We start from the raw sequence: 13,150 nt of genomic DNA, 5'->3' as shown, positions 1-13,150 counted from the left end.
GTCGAACGGGCGACGCCTCATGGCGGGGGCATCATGGGTCTACGGGCTGCAACTCCTCACCGTCGTCGTGCAACTCGGCTACGCGGCCCTCACGTCGAGGCTCGCTGCTCCCGGCGTCTTCGGTGCGTACAGCGTTGCGCTTTCCATCGCGGCACTCGTCAACCTCCTGGGTTCCGGTGGACTGTCGCAGACGGCCGCTCGTGCACCTGATGCGGAACGTTCGTCGACACGGCCCCTCGCGACCTACGCGCTGCTCCTCGGAGTGGCGGCGGCACTCTTCACCTTGGTCACAGCCGATCTCTGGAGCGCATTCTGGGGCGCTCCAGAGGCCGCCGGCGCAGTTCGTCTCCTCGCCTTGAGCGCGCTGGTGATGCCGTTCCTCAGCTTGAGCACGGGCCTCCTGCGCCGCCAGGGCGCTTTTCGTGAGATGGCGATCGCCACCTTCTGTTCCAACGTCGTCGGAATGGCCGCGGGTGCCGGAGCGGTGCTCCTCTTCCGAAGCCCGGAATCACTCGCCGTGTCGGCAATCATCGGACAGTGGGGGACCTTGCTCTGGGCGGGCACCCGGCTCCGCGGTGATCTCGTACCAGGCCGACTCGCCCTCCGGTCCGACAACGTCAGCTTCAGCACCAAGCTGGTCGCGGTCTCGGTCTTCCAGTACATCTCCGGCAACGCCCCTCGGTGGAGTGTCAGTCAGTTCGTCGGAGCCAGTGTGCTCGGGGCGTGGAACCGCGCTGATGTCCTCTCGACGATCCCGTTCTCGCAACTCCAGAACGCGTTGATGCAGGTGATCTACCCGGAATTCCGTCGTTACCAAATCGGCTCGTCGGCCGCGAGAGCCGCATGGCTCGACATGCTGAGCCTCGTTGCCTGGTTCACGTTGCCGTTGGGTGCAGTCATCGCTGGAGTGGGACCAGAACTCGTTCACGTGGCGTTGGGGCCGGGGTGGGGACTCGCAGCTCAGATCCTTCCTCTGCTCGCCGTTCTCGGAGCTGTCCAGCCCTTGATGGTGCTCCTGGCCGGTGCGCTCGAATCAGCGGCGCTGTTCCGGGCCATCTGGATGTCCGAGGCCATCGCATTCGTTCTCAGTGCCGTCGGGGTGGCGATGGTCGCAGTCCACCAGCAGTACGTCTTCGCCCTTGTGGCGCTCATCGCAGCGACGGTCGGGAGGCACGTGGTCCACATCTTCGCGGCCCGTCGAGTCCGAGCGATCCGTCTCCGGCGACTCGTGCTCGGATATGCCCAGCCCGCCGCATTCGCGCTCGTGCTCTACTTCGCGCTCCTCGCGCTCTTCCGCGACTCATCAGTCTCACTCGCAAACGTCGCCGGTGGGAGTGTCGGGCTCGTCCTCCTTGCAGGGTGGGTCCTCGTTGCGCGTCGAGCTTTCCCACCACTTGAGATCCTTCGGCGCCGGGGGATCTTGGGGCGTCGCGGCAAGGCCGCCTAGTGGGCCACCGAAGCCCGGTTCGACGGGTGACCGAGCCTTACCCTCGTACGGTAGATTCGGCCACTCAGGAGACGGGTCGCGCCGCGGCGTGGACCGGGTTTCCCTCCACCATGAAGGGTCGACAGTGAAGCCCATATTCCTCGTCTACACCTTCCAAGACGCGGAACACCTCCGGGAGCTCGTCGACGCCTTGTCACCGCACGAAGTGATCGTGCATGTCGATGCAAAGGTCGAACTGTCGGCGTTCAGGCGAGCTGTTGCGGGCAGGTCCAACGTCCGGATGATCGAGGACAGGGTCCAGGTCAACTGGGGCGGCTACTCGCAAGTGCGGGCCATCCGGAAACTCGTGGAGCGAGGTCTCGAATTCGCAGACGACGATGACTACCTGATCCTGCTCTCCGGGTCCGACTATCCCCTTCGCGCAATGGGCGAGCTGATCGCGCAGCTAGTGGACCACCCGGGGCGGCAGTACCTCCGTGCTTTCGAGATATCGAAGAGCGAGCAGAAGTACCGTAGCCAGATCGACCGCCGTCATCACCGCGACCTACGTCTTCTGTCGACGCGGACGAACAACAGGGTCCTCCGGAAGATCCGGAACGGACTCATACGGATCATCGACGGCCCCTTGAGCATGCGGCGGGCTCCGCGCGTGCCTGACGGACTTCGAGTGGGCCACGGTGGGACACACTTCGCGTTGACCGCCACCTGCCTTCGCGAGATGGAGGCGCTGGTGACGCCGGAGGTCGAGCGTTACTTCGCGTCGATCTTCTGTCCGGAGGAGAAGTTCTACCAATCGTTGATCATGCAAACGCGGTTCGCGTCGTCGACCCCAGCGGGTGGCTTCGAGGACTACGTCGGGCCAGGGAACTGGCGGTACGCCAACCTGCATCTGATTGATCCGACTCTCATCCGGGTGTTCACTGCGGAGGATTGGCCACTGGTGGCCTCCAACGACGCGTTCTTCATCCGCAAGATCGTGTCGGGCCCCAGTACGGCTTTGCGAGACAAAATCAAGGCGGAGCGGCTCTGAGCCGCACGTTCGAATCAACGACGTGAAGTAGAGGACCAAGTTGCGTAAGAAGGCCTTGATCACAGGCATCACCGGACAGGACGGCTCCTACCTGGCCGAGCTGCTGCTCCGCAAGGGGTACGAGGTGCACGGACTCATCCGTCGTGCGTCCACGTTCAACACATCGCGGATCGACCACCTGTACGTGGACCCGCACAACCCCGATGCCAAGTTGTTCCTGCACTACGGGGACCTCGGTGACGGTGCGCGGCTCGTCAGCCTGCTCAGCGAACTGAAGCCCGACGAGGTCTACAACCTCGCCGCGCAGTCGCACGTGCGGGTGTCGTTCGACGAGCCGGAGCACACCGGCGACGTCACCGGTGTCGGCACGATGCGCATGCTCGAGGCGGTCCGCGTCTCCGGCATCCACACGCGCTTCTACCAGGCGTCCTCGTCCGAGATGTTCGGTGCCACCCCGCCGCCGCAGAACGAGGAGACGCCGTTCTGGCCGCGATCCCCGTACGGCGCAGCGAAGGTCTACAGCTACTGGGTGACCCGGAACTACCGCGAGGCCTACGGCATGTTCGCGGTGAACGGCATCCTGTTCAACCACGAGTCGCCGCGTCGCGGTGAGACGTTCGTCACCCGCAAGATCACCCGCGCCGTCGCTCGGATCAAGGCCGGCCTCGAGGACCACGTGTACCTCGGCAACCTCGACTCCGTCCGCGACTGGGGGTACGCCGCCGAGTACGTCGAGGGCATGTGGCGGATGCTGCAGGTCGACGAGCCGGACGACTTCGTCCTGGCGACCGGCGGTGACTTCACCGTCAAGGACTTCCTGACGACGGCGTTCTCCCACGCCGGGCTCAACTGGGAAGACCACGTCCGGTTCGACGAGCGCTACCTGCGGCCGAGCGAGGTGGACGCCCTCGTCGGTGACGCCTCGAAGGCCAAGGAGAAGCTCGGCTGGGAGGCCACGGTCGACACCGCCGAACTCGCACGGATCATGGTCGACGCCGACATCTCGGCGCTCGAGCACGAAGGCCGTCCGTGGATCGACAAAGTCCGACTCGAGAGCTGGGGTTCCTGATGTCCACGACCGACTTCACCCCCGGTCCAATCGACCGGTCCGATCGCGTGTACGTCGCCGGGCACCGCGGCCTGGTCGGCTCGGCGGTCCTCCGCAAGCTCGAGTCGGAGGGATTCACCGACCTGGTCGGGCGGACCTCGTCCGAGCTCGACCTGAAGGACCGCAGCGCCGTCTTCGCGTTCTTCGCGGAGCAGCAGCCGAAGCACGTCGTGCTCGCCGCCGCGAAGGTCGGCGGGATCATGGCGAACAACACCTACCCGCACGACTTCCTGAGCGAGAACCTGCAGATCCAGGTCAACGTGATGGACGCCGCGGTGGAGCACGGTGTCGAGCGCCTCGTGTTCCTCGGCTCCTCCTGCATCTACCCGAAGATGGCCGAGCAGCCGATCCACGAGGACGCGCTGCTCACCGGCCACCTGGAGCCCACCAACGACGCGTACGCCATCGCCAAGATCGCCGGCATCCTGCAGGTTCAGGCCGTCCGCCGACAGTTCGGTCGTCGGTGGATCTCGGCGATGCCGACCAACCTCTACGGCCCGGGCGACAACTTCTCGCCGACCGGCTCCCACGTGCTGCCGGCGCTCATCCGCCGGTACGACGAGGCAGCCCGCAGCGGTGCGTCGACGGTGGAGAACTGGGGGACCGGGTCGCCCCGCCGCGAGTTCCTGCACGTCGACGACATGGCGGCTGCCGTGTTCCACCTGATGGAGCACTACGACGGTCCTGACCAGGTCAACGTCGGGACCGGTTCGGACGTCACCATCAAGGAGATCGCCGAGACGATCGGCAAGATCGTCGGTTTCGAGGGTGAGACGGTCTGGGACACCAGCAAGCCGGACGGGACGCCGCAGAAGCTGCTCGACGTGTCGAAGCTGGCGGAAGCCGGGTGGACGGCGCAGATCGGGCTCGAAGACGGGCTCCGCAGCACCATCGACTGGTACCGCGAACACGCGGATTCCGTCCGTAAGTGATGGGTGCTGGACCCACGGAACCGTAGGATCGCTTCATGTCCGACCAGCCCGAGTCGCGACGCACTGCAGCACGCCGGGGGTCCAGGGCCCGGATCGTCCTGTGGGTCGTCCTCGCCCTTGTCCTGCTGCTGATCCTCGCCGTCGCGTGGGTCGGTGTGCGTGGCCTGCTCGCGAAGGGGCACCTGGAGCGTGCCGTCGGGGACGTCGACACGCTGCGGACCCAGCTGACGAGCGGCGACACCGGCGCTGCCCAGAAGACCGCACGCCACCTGGAGGACGAAGCCGCGTCGGCTCGGTCGCTGACCGGTGACCCGGTCTGGGGTGCGGCGCAGGCTGTGCCGTTCTTCGGAACCAACCTGCGGGCCGTGCGGGACGTGTCGGTCGTCGTCGATGATGTGGCCCGCGATGCTGTCAGCCCGGTGGCCGGAGTCGTCGGGAAGCTCGGGTCGGACTCGTTCGCGCCGAAGAACGGCCGGATCGACCTGCAGCCGATCGAGGATGCGCAGCCGGCGGTCGCGAAGGCCACCAAGACGCTCGAGCAGGCGCGCACCGACGCGGCACGGATCGACACCAGCGGAACCCTGTCGCCGGTCACCACCGCCGTGGGACAGCTCCGGAACGCGCTGTCGACTGCCTCCGAGCAGGCGGTCGCAGCGAACCGCATCGTGCAGCTCGCGCCAGCCATGCTCGGTCACGACGGGGACCGGAACTACCTGCTGCTGTTCCAGAACAACGCCGAACTCCGAGCCGGAGGCGGGATCCCCGGCGCAGTGGCGGAACTCGAGGCGAAGGACGGATCACTGCATCTGTCGGCGCAGGCCTCGAGCGGAGACTTCGGGCCGTACGACCAGCCAGTCCTGCCCTTGACCGCCGACACGCGTGGGCTCTACGGCAACATCACCGGCGAGTACATGCAGGACGTCACCCTCACGCCGCGGTTCGACGTCTCGGCGAAGCTCGCGCGGGAGATGTGGAAGCAGAAGTTCGGGCAGCAGGTCGACGGGGTCATCGCCATGGACCCGGTGACGCTGAGCTACATCCTCAAGGCGACCGGTCCGGTGCAGCTGCCGACCGGTGACACCCTGACGTCCGACAACGCGGTGAAGCTCCTGCTGAGCGACGTCTACGCGAAGTACCCCGATCCGGTGGTGCAGGACGCGTTCTTCGCGTCGGCCGCCGGCGCGGTGTTCGAGAAGATCTCGTCGGGCGGGTTCGACACGAAGGCGTTCGTGTCTGCGCTGACCCAGAGCTCGGACGAGGGCCGTCTGCGGCTCTGGAGCGCCGACAACGCCGAGCAGCGCAGGATCAGTGGGACCCCGGTCGCCGGTGAGCTCCCGACGGCGACCGCCGACTCGAGCCAGTTCGCCGTCTACCTGAACGACGGCACCGGCGCGAAGATGGACTACTACCTCGACAAGAGCGTCTCCGTCGGCAGCTCGGTGTGCCGCAAGGACGGTCGCCCCACGTCCGTCGTGCAGATCACGATCAAGAACACCGCGCCGGCCGATGCCGCGACGAGCCTGCCGCGGTACGTCACCGGTGGCGGCGACTTCGGCGTGGACCCCGGCAAGATCAAGACCCTGCTCGCCGCGTACGCGCCCGAGGACGCGATCTTCCTGGGCGCGACGAAGGACGGCAAGACGACCGCGGTGCAGACGGCCACCGACGGTGGGCACCCGGTCGCGCAACTGCAGACACTGCTCGCCCCCGGCGAGAGCCTGACCTTCCGGGTGGCCTTCCTCGGCGAGGCGAAGTACGCGAAGGCAGCCGTGCAGGCGAGTTCCACTCCAGGCGTCCAGCAGACGAAAACGAAGCCCCTGACGTTCGACTGTCAGCAGCCACTCGCCACTCGGTGACGGCAGAACCTCCGCAAAACGAACCGGCACGTTGCCCCCACTCCGAGGGGCGCCGGACGATCCTGTTCGAGCGCAAAGACTCTTGATCTCACGCACAGCGCACGTGTGTGGCGTCGCTCAGGCCGTCTCATCAGGGCTTTCGGTCGGTTGATGCCGGAATCGAGCGACCGCGCCGCTGCTCGTCCCGCCGATGTCGAGGGTGAACACACGTCGACCAGTGACCAAAATCCACGTGATCTGGCACCAAGCTGGGAAACTCCGCTAGATTGAGTCAACATCGCCATCACAACCGCCATTTCTTTGGCTGGGGTCAACCACCGGCGAACAGCGGGCTCTGGGTGTCAGGGTCTGGATATTCAGATCTTTAGGGGAACCATTCATGAAGAAGCTCATCGCAGCGGTGGTGCTGGCTGGCGCCGCACTGCTCGCCACTCCGGCCGTCGCCAACGCCGCCGGTTACACGCCTGACTCCGACGTCTCCGTCTCCGGCAGCGCCGTCGCCGGTGGCACCGCGGCCGTGAACTTCACGCCGGGTGCCTTCCAGGACAACGAGACCGTCAACGTCCAGGTCACCGGTGCCGGTGCGGTCACGCTCGGCGCGCTGCCGACCACGACCGTCTCGAAGACCTACACGGCCGCCTCGGATGGTTCGCTCGACGTCAAGGTCACGTTCCCCCAGGGCGCCTCGGGCACCTACAACCTGACCGCCACCGGCGCCACCTCGGGCGTCGTCGGCTTCGCGGCCTTCACCGTCGCCCCGGCTGACGCTGCTGCGGTTCCCGCAGCCGGCGCCGGCGCTGGCAACGGCACCGACGGCACGCTGGCCTTCACGGGTTCGACCGTCTCCGCCCTGGCCCTCTGGGTCGCCGGTGGCGCAGTCGTCCTCGGTGGTGGCCTCCTGCTGGTCCGCGGCTCGGTCCGCCGCCAGCGCGAGTCCGTCTGAGTCTCGACACACTGAACGAAGCCCCCGGAGCACCTGCTCCGGGGGCTTCTTCGTGCGCGGGGATCGTCGTCAGCGACGCCGGGCCGCACGGCTGAGGAGCAGCACGCCCGCCACGGCCCCCAGGAGCGCCCCCACGCCGTTCGCGACGACGTCGTCGATGGTCGCGGTGCGGGCCGGCAGGAACAGCGCCTGGCCGGTCTCGATGCACGCGCTGACGACGAGCCCCGTGGCGATGGCGGCCCACCACCACCGTGCACCGGCGAGCAGCACCACGAGCAGGCCGAGCGGCACGAAGTACACGACGTTCGCGAACGACTCGACCGCTGCGTAGTCGATGCGGTCCGGCAGCCCGTGACGGTGTGCGGCCGCGAGCGCACGGGTGAGCCACGGGCCGCCCGAAGCGTCGACGGGGGAGCCCCAGAAGCCGACGAGTGCCAGGGCGACGCCGTAGGCGACGGCCAGCCCCGTCGCGAACCGACGGCTGCGCCAGGTGGCGGGTGCGCGGTCGTCGACGCGGGGCTTGTCGGAGGTCACATGCCGACGCTAGCGAGTCGCGCCTCCAGACCGGTGATCGCACCGTTTCGTCCCCCGATCGCGTCGATCCGGAAAACGAGTACCCCGATCCTGGCCCTGTACCCCGGAAGTGCGACGCACCTGCCCGGAAATCCGGGGCTGGCCGATGGGTCGCATTGACGGAACCCGTGAATCCACGGGCCTCGCTGGCGATCCACGCGGCTGTTCTCGTAGCGTTCTGGTGTCAGCAGATGTACCCCGGATCGTGAAGGAGAGCGACATGAGCATCACCGTGAACAACGCGACGCAGGCCGAGGTCACCCTCGACACCGAGACCGTGGACACCATCGCGATCCTCGAAGCCGACGCAGAGCTCTCCTCGCGCCCGAAGCGCGCCAAGGTCACCTGGGTGCAGGAAGACCAGGGCGAGTGGATCGCCGGTTACGGCGGGTACTTCGGCGGCAGCGTCGACAAGCGGCACGACCGCTACGTGGCTTCCGACACCTTCGGACTCGTCGTGGGCGAGTTCGCCTCCCTCGAAGAGGCACAGACCAAGCTCGAGGACCAGCTGCACGTCATGCTCCCGCCGGTCATCCGGCCGGTCGAGTGACGACGGCGGACACCAAGACCCCCGGCGTCGACCGCGACGCCCGCACCACCCGGAACCACCGGCGCCACCCAGCACGCAGCACAGCACGAAGGAGCAGCACCATGAGCACGACCGTCGCCCACCGCCAGCAGGCCGAGGTGACCCTGGACACCCAGACGATCGAGGTCATCGCCGAGATCGAGGCCCAGGTCGTGGCTCCGGTGCAGGCAGCCCCCGTCCACATCACGTGGGCACAGGCTGACATCGGCCTGTGGGTCGCGAACTACGGCGGCTACTACGGCGGCACCGTCGACCGTCAGGGCACCCACTTCTTCGTCGCCGACACCTTCGGCCAGTACGTCGGGGACTTCCGCTCCCTCGACGAAGCGAAGGCGCGACTGACCGAGCGCCTGCACGTGGTGCTGCCGGACGTCATCCGTCCCGCCGCTTGATCTGCTGCTGACCGATCGCTGATCCTCGAACCCCCGCCGGCATGCCGGCGGGGGTTCTTCGCGTCTGCGTGCCAGCCCTGCCCCGTCCGCGCGCGGGGCGCGACCCTACGCGACGGGCTCGATGAGCTGCGGCCCGTCGTTCCGCACGCTGTTCACCGTGCGGGAGACCTCGTACTGCGCAAGTCCCGCGGCCACCGTCAGCGACTCGTGGTCGAGCAGGGCCAGCAGGTCGTCGGTGTGCAGGTCGCCGCCGAGCCAGTCGTCGTAGCCGTCGGGCGTCAGGAACGCCGGCATGCGGTCGTGGACCTCGCCCGGAGCGACGTGGGCGTCACGGGTGATGATCGCGAGCGACAGCCGCCACTTGTCCGGGTCGCCCTCGGGCTTCGTGGGGTCGGGCCAGGCGCTCACGACGCCGGCCATCGCCAGGGCGCCGCCGGGTTCGTGCACGAAGTGGGGTTCCTTGCCGTCCTCGCGCACCACCCACTCGTAGTAGCCCTGCGCCGGGACGATGCAGCGGTTCGTGGCGAAGGCCCGCTTGAACATGCCGCTCGTCGCGACCGTCTCGATGCGGGCGTTGATCGGCTTCGGGCGCTGCTTCTGGAAGTCCTTCGCCCAGCTCGGCACGAAGCCCCAGCTGATCTGGGGCAGTTCGCGTTCGCCGTGGCGCTGCCGGACGGCGTACACGGGGTCGGTCGGGGCGACGTTCCAGCTCGGGGCGAGGCCGGGGTGCACCTCGCCGGTGTCCTGGTCGACGTGCTCGGTCCGGGCGGCGAGCTCGCCCATGAGCTCGGGCAACAGATCGGCTGTGGTGTCGGAGACGACGAACCTTCCACACATGCGCCCAGTGTGCCCGTCGCCGCCGACAGCGGTGCGGTGCGGTTCCTGCTCACGAAGTGGGGCGTGCGGGCGTCTCGGGTGCGGGCTCGAGGGACTCGGCGGCCACGCGGGCTCGTTCGGAGCGGCCGATGCGGACGAAGTACTCCGACAGCCCGACTGTGTACGCCGCGATCGCGAGCACGAGGAAACCGCTGGCGGCCCCGAGGACGAACGCCCCGAGGACGGCGACGAGACCCGAACCGAGCAACGGTGCGACGCGGGCGAGCATGCCGATCAGCCCCCGCCGCAGCAGGACCGTGTCAGTGCGGACGATGTCGCGGTGCTCCGGCAGGACCGGCACCGGACGACGCTGCACGTACAGCTGCGTGGCACCCCGCGCGGCGAGCTGCCACGAGGGCCGCACCTGCCGGCCGTTGATCGTCGTCGAGGGGTCCGGCGGCTGCCACGTCGGGATGCACGCGAACGTCAGGAGCCCGACGCCGAGCGCCAGCAGCACCATCGCGACCACGCTGCGGACCGGAGTGGTCCCCGTCCAGTCGACCCGGGCCTCCAGGACGGCCATGCCGACCAACACGACGACCGCTGCGACGCGGGACCACACGGCGGCGCGTCGGACGCGTGCCGGATCGAGCACGTCCGTGACGTGCCGACGGAAGACCTGCCAGCCGAGCGTGAACACGGCTCATTCCTCCGGCAGTGCGAGCTTGCTGCCGCTCCGCGCGCCGGGGCGGCCGCGGGGTGGCAGGGGCGGAGGGACCGGCGGGAGCGCTTCGGCCTCGACGCGGAGTTGCTCCTGCCGGCCGAGGGTGCGCAGACCGCCGATGCCCGTGGTCGCGCCGGTGATGCCGAGGAAGAACCAGAACAGCGGCAAGCGGGACAAGCCGGTGCCGGCCGAGATCGCGGCGACGTCGACGATCACCACGGCGAGCAGGGTGGCCGCGCACCCGGTCAGGAGCAGGAGGCCGCCGAGCGCCGAGCGGACGAGCAGGTCGCGGGTCTCCGGCAGCCGGTCGAGGACGGCGTCGCGGTGCTTCGGGTCGACCGGGGGTGGGTTCCTGCGGTGGTACCGGGCAACGGCCTCCTGCGTGCGCCACCCGATGCCCGGGATCGGCGCGATCGCCCACCCCTTCGGCCCGGACGGCACGCAGGCGGCTGCGAGGCACCCGAAGCCAACGGACAGGAGCAGGCCGACGACGACCCTTCCGGCGGGCGGGAGCGGAGTGGCGTCGAACGCGTCCGTCGTCAGCGCGAGCACCACCAACCCGACGAACGCCACGACCACCGCGATGCTGCCGACGAGCCGGATGCGGCGGCGGCGCCGGGCGTCGACGAGTGCGGGGAGGCGCTCGCGGAACACCTGCCACCCGATCTTGAACACTCATCATGTCTACCCGGTGCTGGTGCGGGGTGTCTGCGCGCTTTGCGTTCAGTGAGCAGAAGATGTCGGGTGCTGGCGGGGGACTCGACGTCTTCTGCTCACTCGATGCGCGGCGTCCCGCGCCCTCGCCCCGGCCGCGCCCGCACCCTCCCCACCCGGACACGCCCGAGCGCGCGCCTCCCGGAGCGACCGCGCCCGCGACGTGGTGCTGCCCCTCAGCGATCGTCCAGGCGGGCACGGTGACCTCGGACCATGAGTCTCGACATCGTCTACACCGCCGCTGCCCACGCCACCGGGGGCGGCCGCGACGGGCACGTCCGCAGCGAGGACGACCGGCTCGACCTCGACACCCGTCCGCCCAAGGAGATGGGCGGCAGCGGCGAGGGCACGAACCCCGAGCAGCTCTTCGCCGCCGGGTACGCCGCGTGCTTCCTCGGTGCGCTGCACGCCGCTGGCAAGGAGCTCGAGCTCGACACCACCGGCGCCGAGGTCTCCGCCGAGGTCGGCATCGGCGGCATCGGCAACGGGGGCTTCGGCCTCGCCGTGGAGCTCGACGTCTACGCCCCGAACGCCCCGCAGGAGCAGCGGCAGCGTCTGGCCGAGCGTGCGCACGAGATCTGCCCGTACTCGAACGCCACCCGCGGCAACATCACGGTCACGCTGTCCATCGTCGACTAGCGTTCCGCCGGTGGTCACCGACGAGACGCGCTGCCCCTGCCTGAGCGGCAACCCCTACGGCGAGTGCTGCGGCCCCCTGCACGCCGGGGCGGTGGCGCCGACCGCGGAACGGCTCATGCGCTCCCGCTTCAGCGCCTTCGCGCTGGGCCTGCCGGAGTACCTGCTGCTCACCTGGCACCCGCGCACGCGTCCGGCGGGCCTCGAGTTGGATGCGTCCCAGCGCTGGACACGGTTGGACGTGCTGGCGACCACCTCGGGAGGCCCGTTCGACTCCCACGGCACCGTCACGTTCCGCGCGTGGTGGCGTTCCGACGACGAGCGCGGCACGCTCGAGGAGACGAGCGACTTCGTCCGCGAGCAGGGACGATGGTTCTACGTGGACGGGGTCGTCGCCTGACGGCTCCGCACCACGCCAGCTGACAGGAGCCCACATGCCCGCACGCGACCTCACCCGCTACGGCGAACGGACCACGGCCGCCGAGGTCGTCGACGGCCTCGACCTGACGGGGCGCACGGCGATCGTCACCGGTGCTGCGTCCGGCATCGGGGTGGAGACCGCCCGAGCGCTCGCCGGAGCCGGGGCCCGCGTGACGCTCGCGGTGCGGGACGTCGAGGCCGGCCGACGGGTGGCGGACGACATCGCGCGGACGACGGGGACGGACGCACCGGCCGTCGTCGAGCTGCACCTGGACCGGCCGGCCTCCGTCGAGGCCTGCGCCGCAGCGTGGTCCGGGCCGCTCGACGTGCTCGTCGCCAACGCGGGCATCATGGACGCGCCCGAGTCGTACACGCCCGCCGGGTGGGAGTCGCACTTCGCGACCAACCACCTGGGGCACTTCGCCCTCGCGCTCGGGCTGCACGACGCCCTTGCCGCCTCGGGTTCGGCACGGATCGTCTCCGTGTCGTCGAGCGGACACGGTGGTTCGCCCGTCGTGTTCGACGACCTGTTCTTCCGCCGACGTCGCTACGAGCCCGGACTCGCGTACGGGCAGTCGAAGACCGCCAACGTGCTGTTCGCCGTCGCTGCCGGCCGACGGTGGGCCGCCGACGGCATCACCGCGAACGCCCTGATGCCCGGCGGGATCTGGACCGGGCTGCAGAAGCACTGGGACCCGGCGGTCCTGGCCGCCACGAAGCTCGCCGCGGCCGACGCCGTGAAGTCCCCGGAACAGGGAGCCGCGACCTCGGTCCTGCTCGCCACCGCACCCGAACTCGACGGGGTCACGGGTCGCTACTTCGAGGACTGCCACGAAGCAGCGGTGGTGGAGCGGATCGAGGACGGCCTGCACGGCGTGCTGCCCTGGGCGCTCGATCCCGACCAGGCCGATCGGCTGTGGGACGTCTCCGTCGCGCTGCTCGATGCCGAGGCGCGGTCCCGCGGCTGACC

15 protein-coding genes are annotated in these 13,150 nt (G+C 69.1%); 11 read left to right on the top strand and 4 right to left on the bottom strand.

Annotated features, from left to right (window positions below; all coding sequences use genetic code 11):
- Positions 1–19 precede the first annotated feature (19 nt).
- The 6 genes from H489_RS24320 to H489_RS24295 all read left to right on the top strand — a co-directional run bounded on the left by H489_RS24320 (position 20) and on the right by H489_RS24295 (position 7,316).
- Positions 20–1,447, top strand: a complete 1,428-nt coding sequence (locus H489_RS24320; protein ID WP_017886295.1) for an oligosaccharide flippase family protein — start codon at positions 20–22, stop codon at positions 1,445–1,447.
- Positions 1,448–1,571: 124 nt separating this feature from the next.
- Positions 1,572–2,477, top strand: coding sequence for a beta-1,6-N-acetylglucosaminyltransferase (locus H489_RS24315; RefSeq protein ID WP_017886294.1), 906 nt, complete (start codon positions 1,572–1,574; stop codon positions 2,475–2,477).
- Positions 2,478–2,517: 40 nt separating this feature from the next.
- Positions 2,518–3,546 carry a GDP-mannose 4,6-dehydratase gene (gmd, locus tag H489_RS24310; protein ID WP_017886293.1) on the top strand — a complete coding sequence of 343 codons (1,029 nt, stop codon included), beginning with the start codon at positions 2,518–2,520 and terminating at the stop codon, positions 3,544–3,546.
- Entirely contained in the window at positions 3,546–4,517 is a 972-nt protein-coding gene (locus H489_RS24305; protein ID WP_017886292.1) for a GDP-L-fucose synthase family protein, read from the top strand. The genes gmd and H489_RS24305 overlap by 1 nt, the downstream gene beginning before the upstream one ends.
- Positions 4,518–4,552: 35 nt before the next feature.
- Positions 4,553–6,373, top strand: coding sequence for a DUF4012 domain-containing protein (locus H489_RS24300; RefSeq protein ID WP_017886291.1), 1,821 nt, complete (start codon positions 4,553–4,555; stop codon positions 6,371–6,373).
- A gap of 379 nt (positions 6,374–6,752) precedes the next feature.
- Positions 6,753–7,316 (top strand): hypothetical protein, encoded by a 564-nt coding sequence (locus tag H489_RS24295; RefSeq protein ID WP_017886290.1) that lies wholly within the window; start codon positions 6,753–6,755, stop codon positions 7,314–7,316.
- Between the two features lie 69 nt (positions 7,317–7,385).
- On the opposite strand, the gene H489_RS0118485 is transcribed toward H489_RS24295, so the two are convergent.
- On the bottom strand, positions 7,386–7,850 hold the full coding sequence (locus tag H489_RS0118485) for a VanZ family protein (RefSeq protein WP_017886289.1): 465 nt from the start codon (positions 7,848–7,850) through the stop codon (positions 7,386–7,388).
- 259 nt (positions 7,851–8,109) lie between these two features.
- Between H489_RS0118485 and H489_RS24290 the strand changes: the two genes are divergently transcribed.
- Both H489_RS24290 and H489_RS24285 read left to right on the top strand, forming a co-directional pair.
- A complete protein-coding gene (locus H489_RS24290) occupies positions 8,110–8,439 on the top strand; it encodes a hypothetical protein (RefSeq protein ID WP_017886288.1) in 330 nt (109 codons plus the stop codon).
- Between the two features lie 101 nt (positions 8,440–8,540).
- Positions 8,541–8,870: a hypothetical protein gene (locus H489_RS24285; protein WP_152427176.1), complete on the top strand. Its 330-nt coding sequence runs from the start codon at positions 8,541–8,543 to the stop codon at positions 8,868–8,870.
- A 105-nt stretch (positions 8,871–8,975) separates the two neighbouring features.
- Here H489_RS24285 and H489_RS24280 read toward each other — a convergent pair whose 3' ends face one another.
- The 3 genes from H489_RS24280 to H489_RS24270 are packed head-to-tail and all read right to left on the bottom strand — an operon-like array spanning position 8,976 to position 11,085.
- Positions 8,976–9,707 carry an SOS response-associated peptidase gene (locus tag H489_RS24280; RefSeq protein ID WP_040419122.1) on the bottom strand — a complete coding sequence of 244 codons (732 nt, stop codon included), beginning with the start codon at positions 9,705–9,707 and terminating at the stop codon, positions 8,976–8,978.
- 49 nt (positions 9,708–9,756) lie between these two features.
- On the bottom strand, positions 9,757–10,386 hold the full coding sequence (locus tag H489_RS24275; RefSeq protein WP_017886285.1) for a hypothetical protein: 630 nt from the start codon (positions 10,384–10,386) through the stop codon (positions 9,757–9,759).
- 3 nt (positions 10,387–10,389) lie between these two features.
- Positions 10,390–11,085, bottom strand: a complete 696-nt coding sequence (locus H489_RS24270) for a hypothetical protein (RefSeq protein ID WP_017886284.1) — start codon at positions 11,083–11,085, stop codon at positions 10,390–10,392.
- Between the two features lie 252 nt (positions 11,086–11,337).
- Between H489_RS24270 and H489_RS24265 the strand changes: the two genes are divergently transcribed.
- From H489_RS24265 to H489_RS24255, 3 genes are read left to right on the top strand one after another with little or no spacing between them, the layout of a single operon-like run.
- Positions 11,338–11,763: an organic hydroperoxide resistance protein gene (locus tag H489_RS24265; RefSeq protein ID WP_017886283.1), complete on the top strand. Its 426-nt coding sequence runs from the start codon at positions 11,338–11,340 to the stop codon at positions 11,761–11,763.
- A gap of 10 nt (positions 11,764–11,773) precedes the next feature.
- Positions 11,774–12,160 carry a YchJ family protein gene (locus H489_RS24260; RefSeq protein WP_017886282.1) on the top strand — a complete coding sequence of 129 codons (387 nt, stop codon included), beginning with the start codon at positions 11,774–11,776 and terminating at the stop codon, positions 12,158–12,160.
- Between the two features lie 34 nt (positions 12,161–12,194).
- Positions 12,195–13,148, top strand: coding sequence for an SDR family NAD(P)-dependent oxidoreductase (locus H489_RS24255; protein ID WP_017886281.1), 954 nt, complete (start codon positions 12,195–12,197; stop codon positions 13,146–13,148).
- Positions 13,149–13,150 lie beyond the last annotated feature (2 nt).

The organism is Curtobacterium flaccumfaciens UCD-AKU, from assembly GCF_000349565.1.
In the GTDB taxonomy this organism is placed as follows: Bacteria; Actinomycetota; Actinomycetes; order Actinomycetales; family Microbacteriaceae; genus Curtobacterium; species Curtobacterium poinsettiae.
This window is presented reverse-complemented; position numbering and strand designations above follow the sequence as displayed.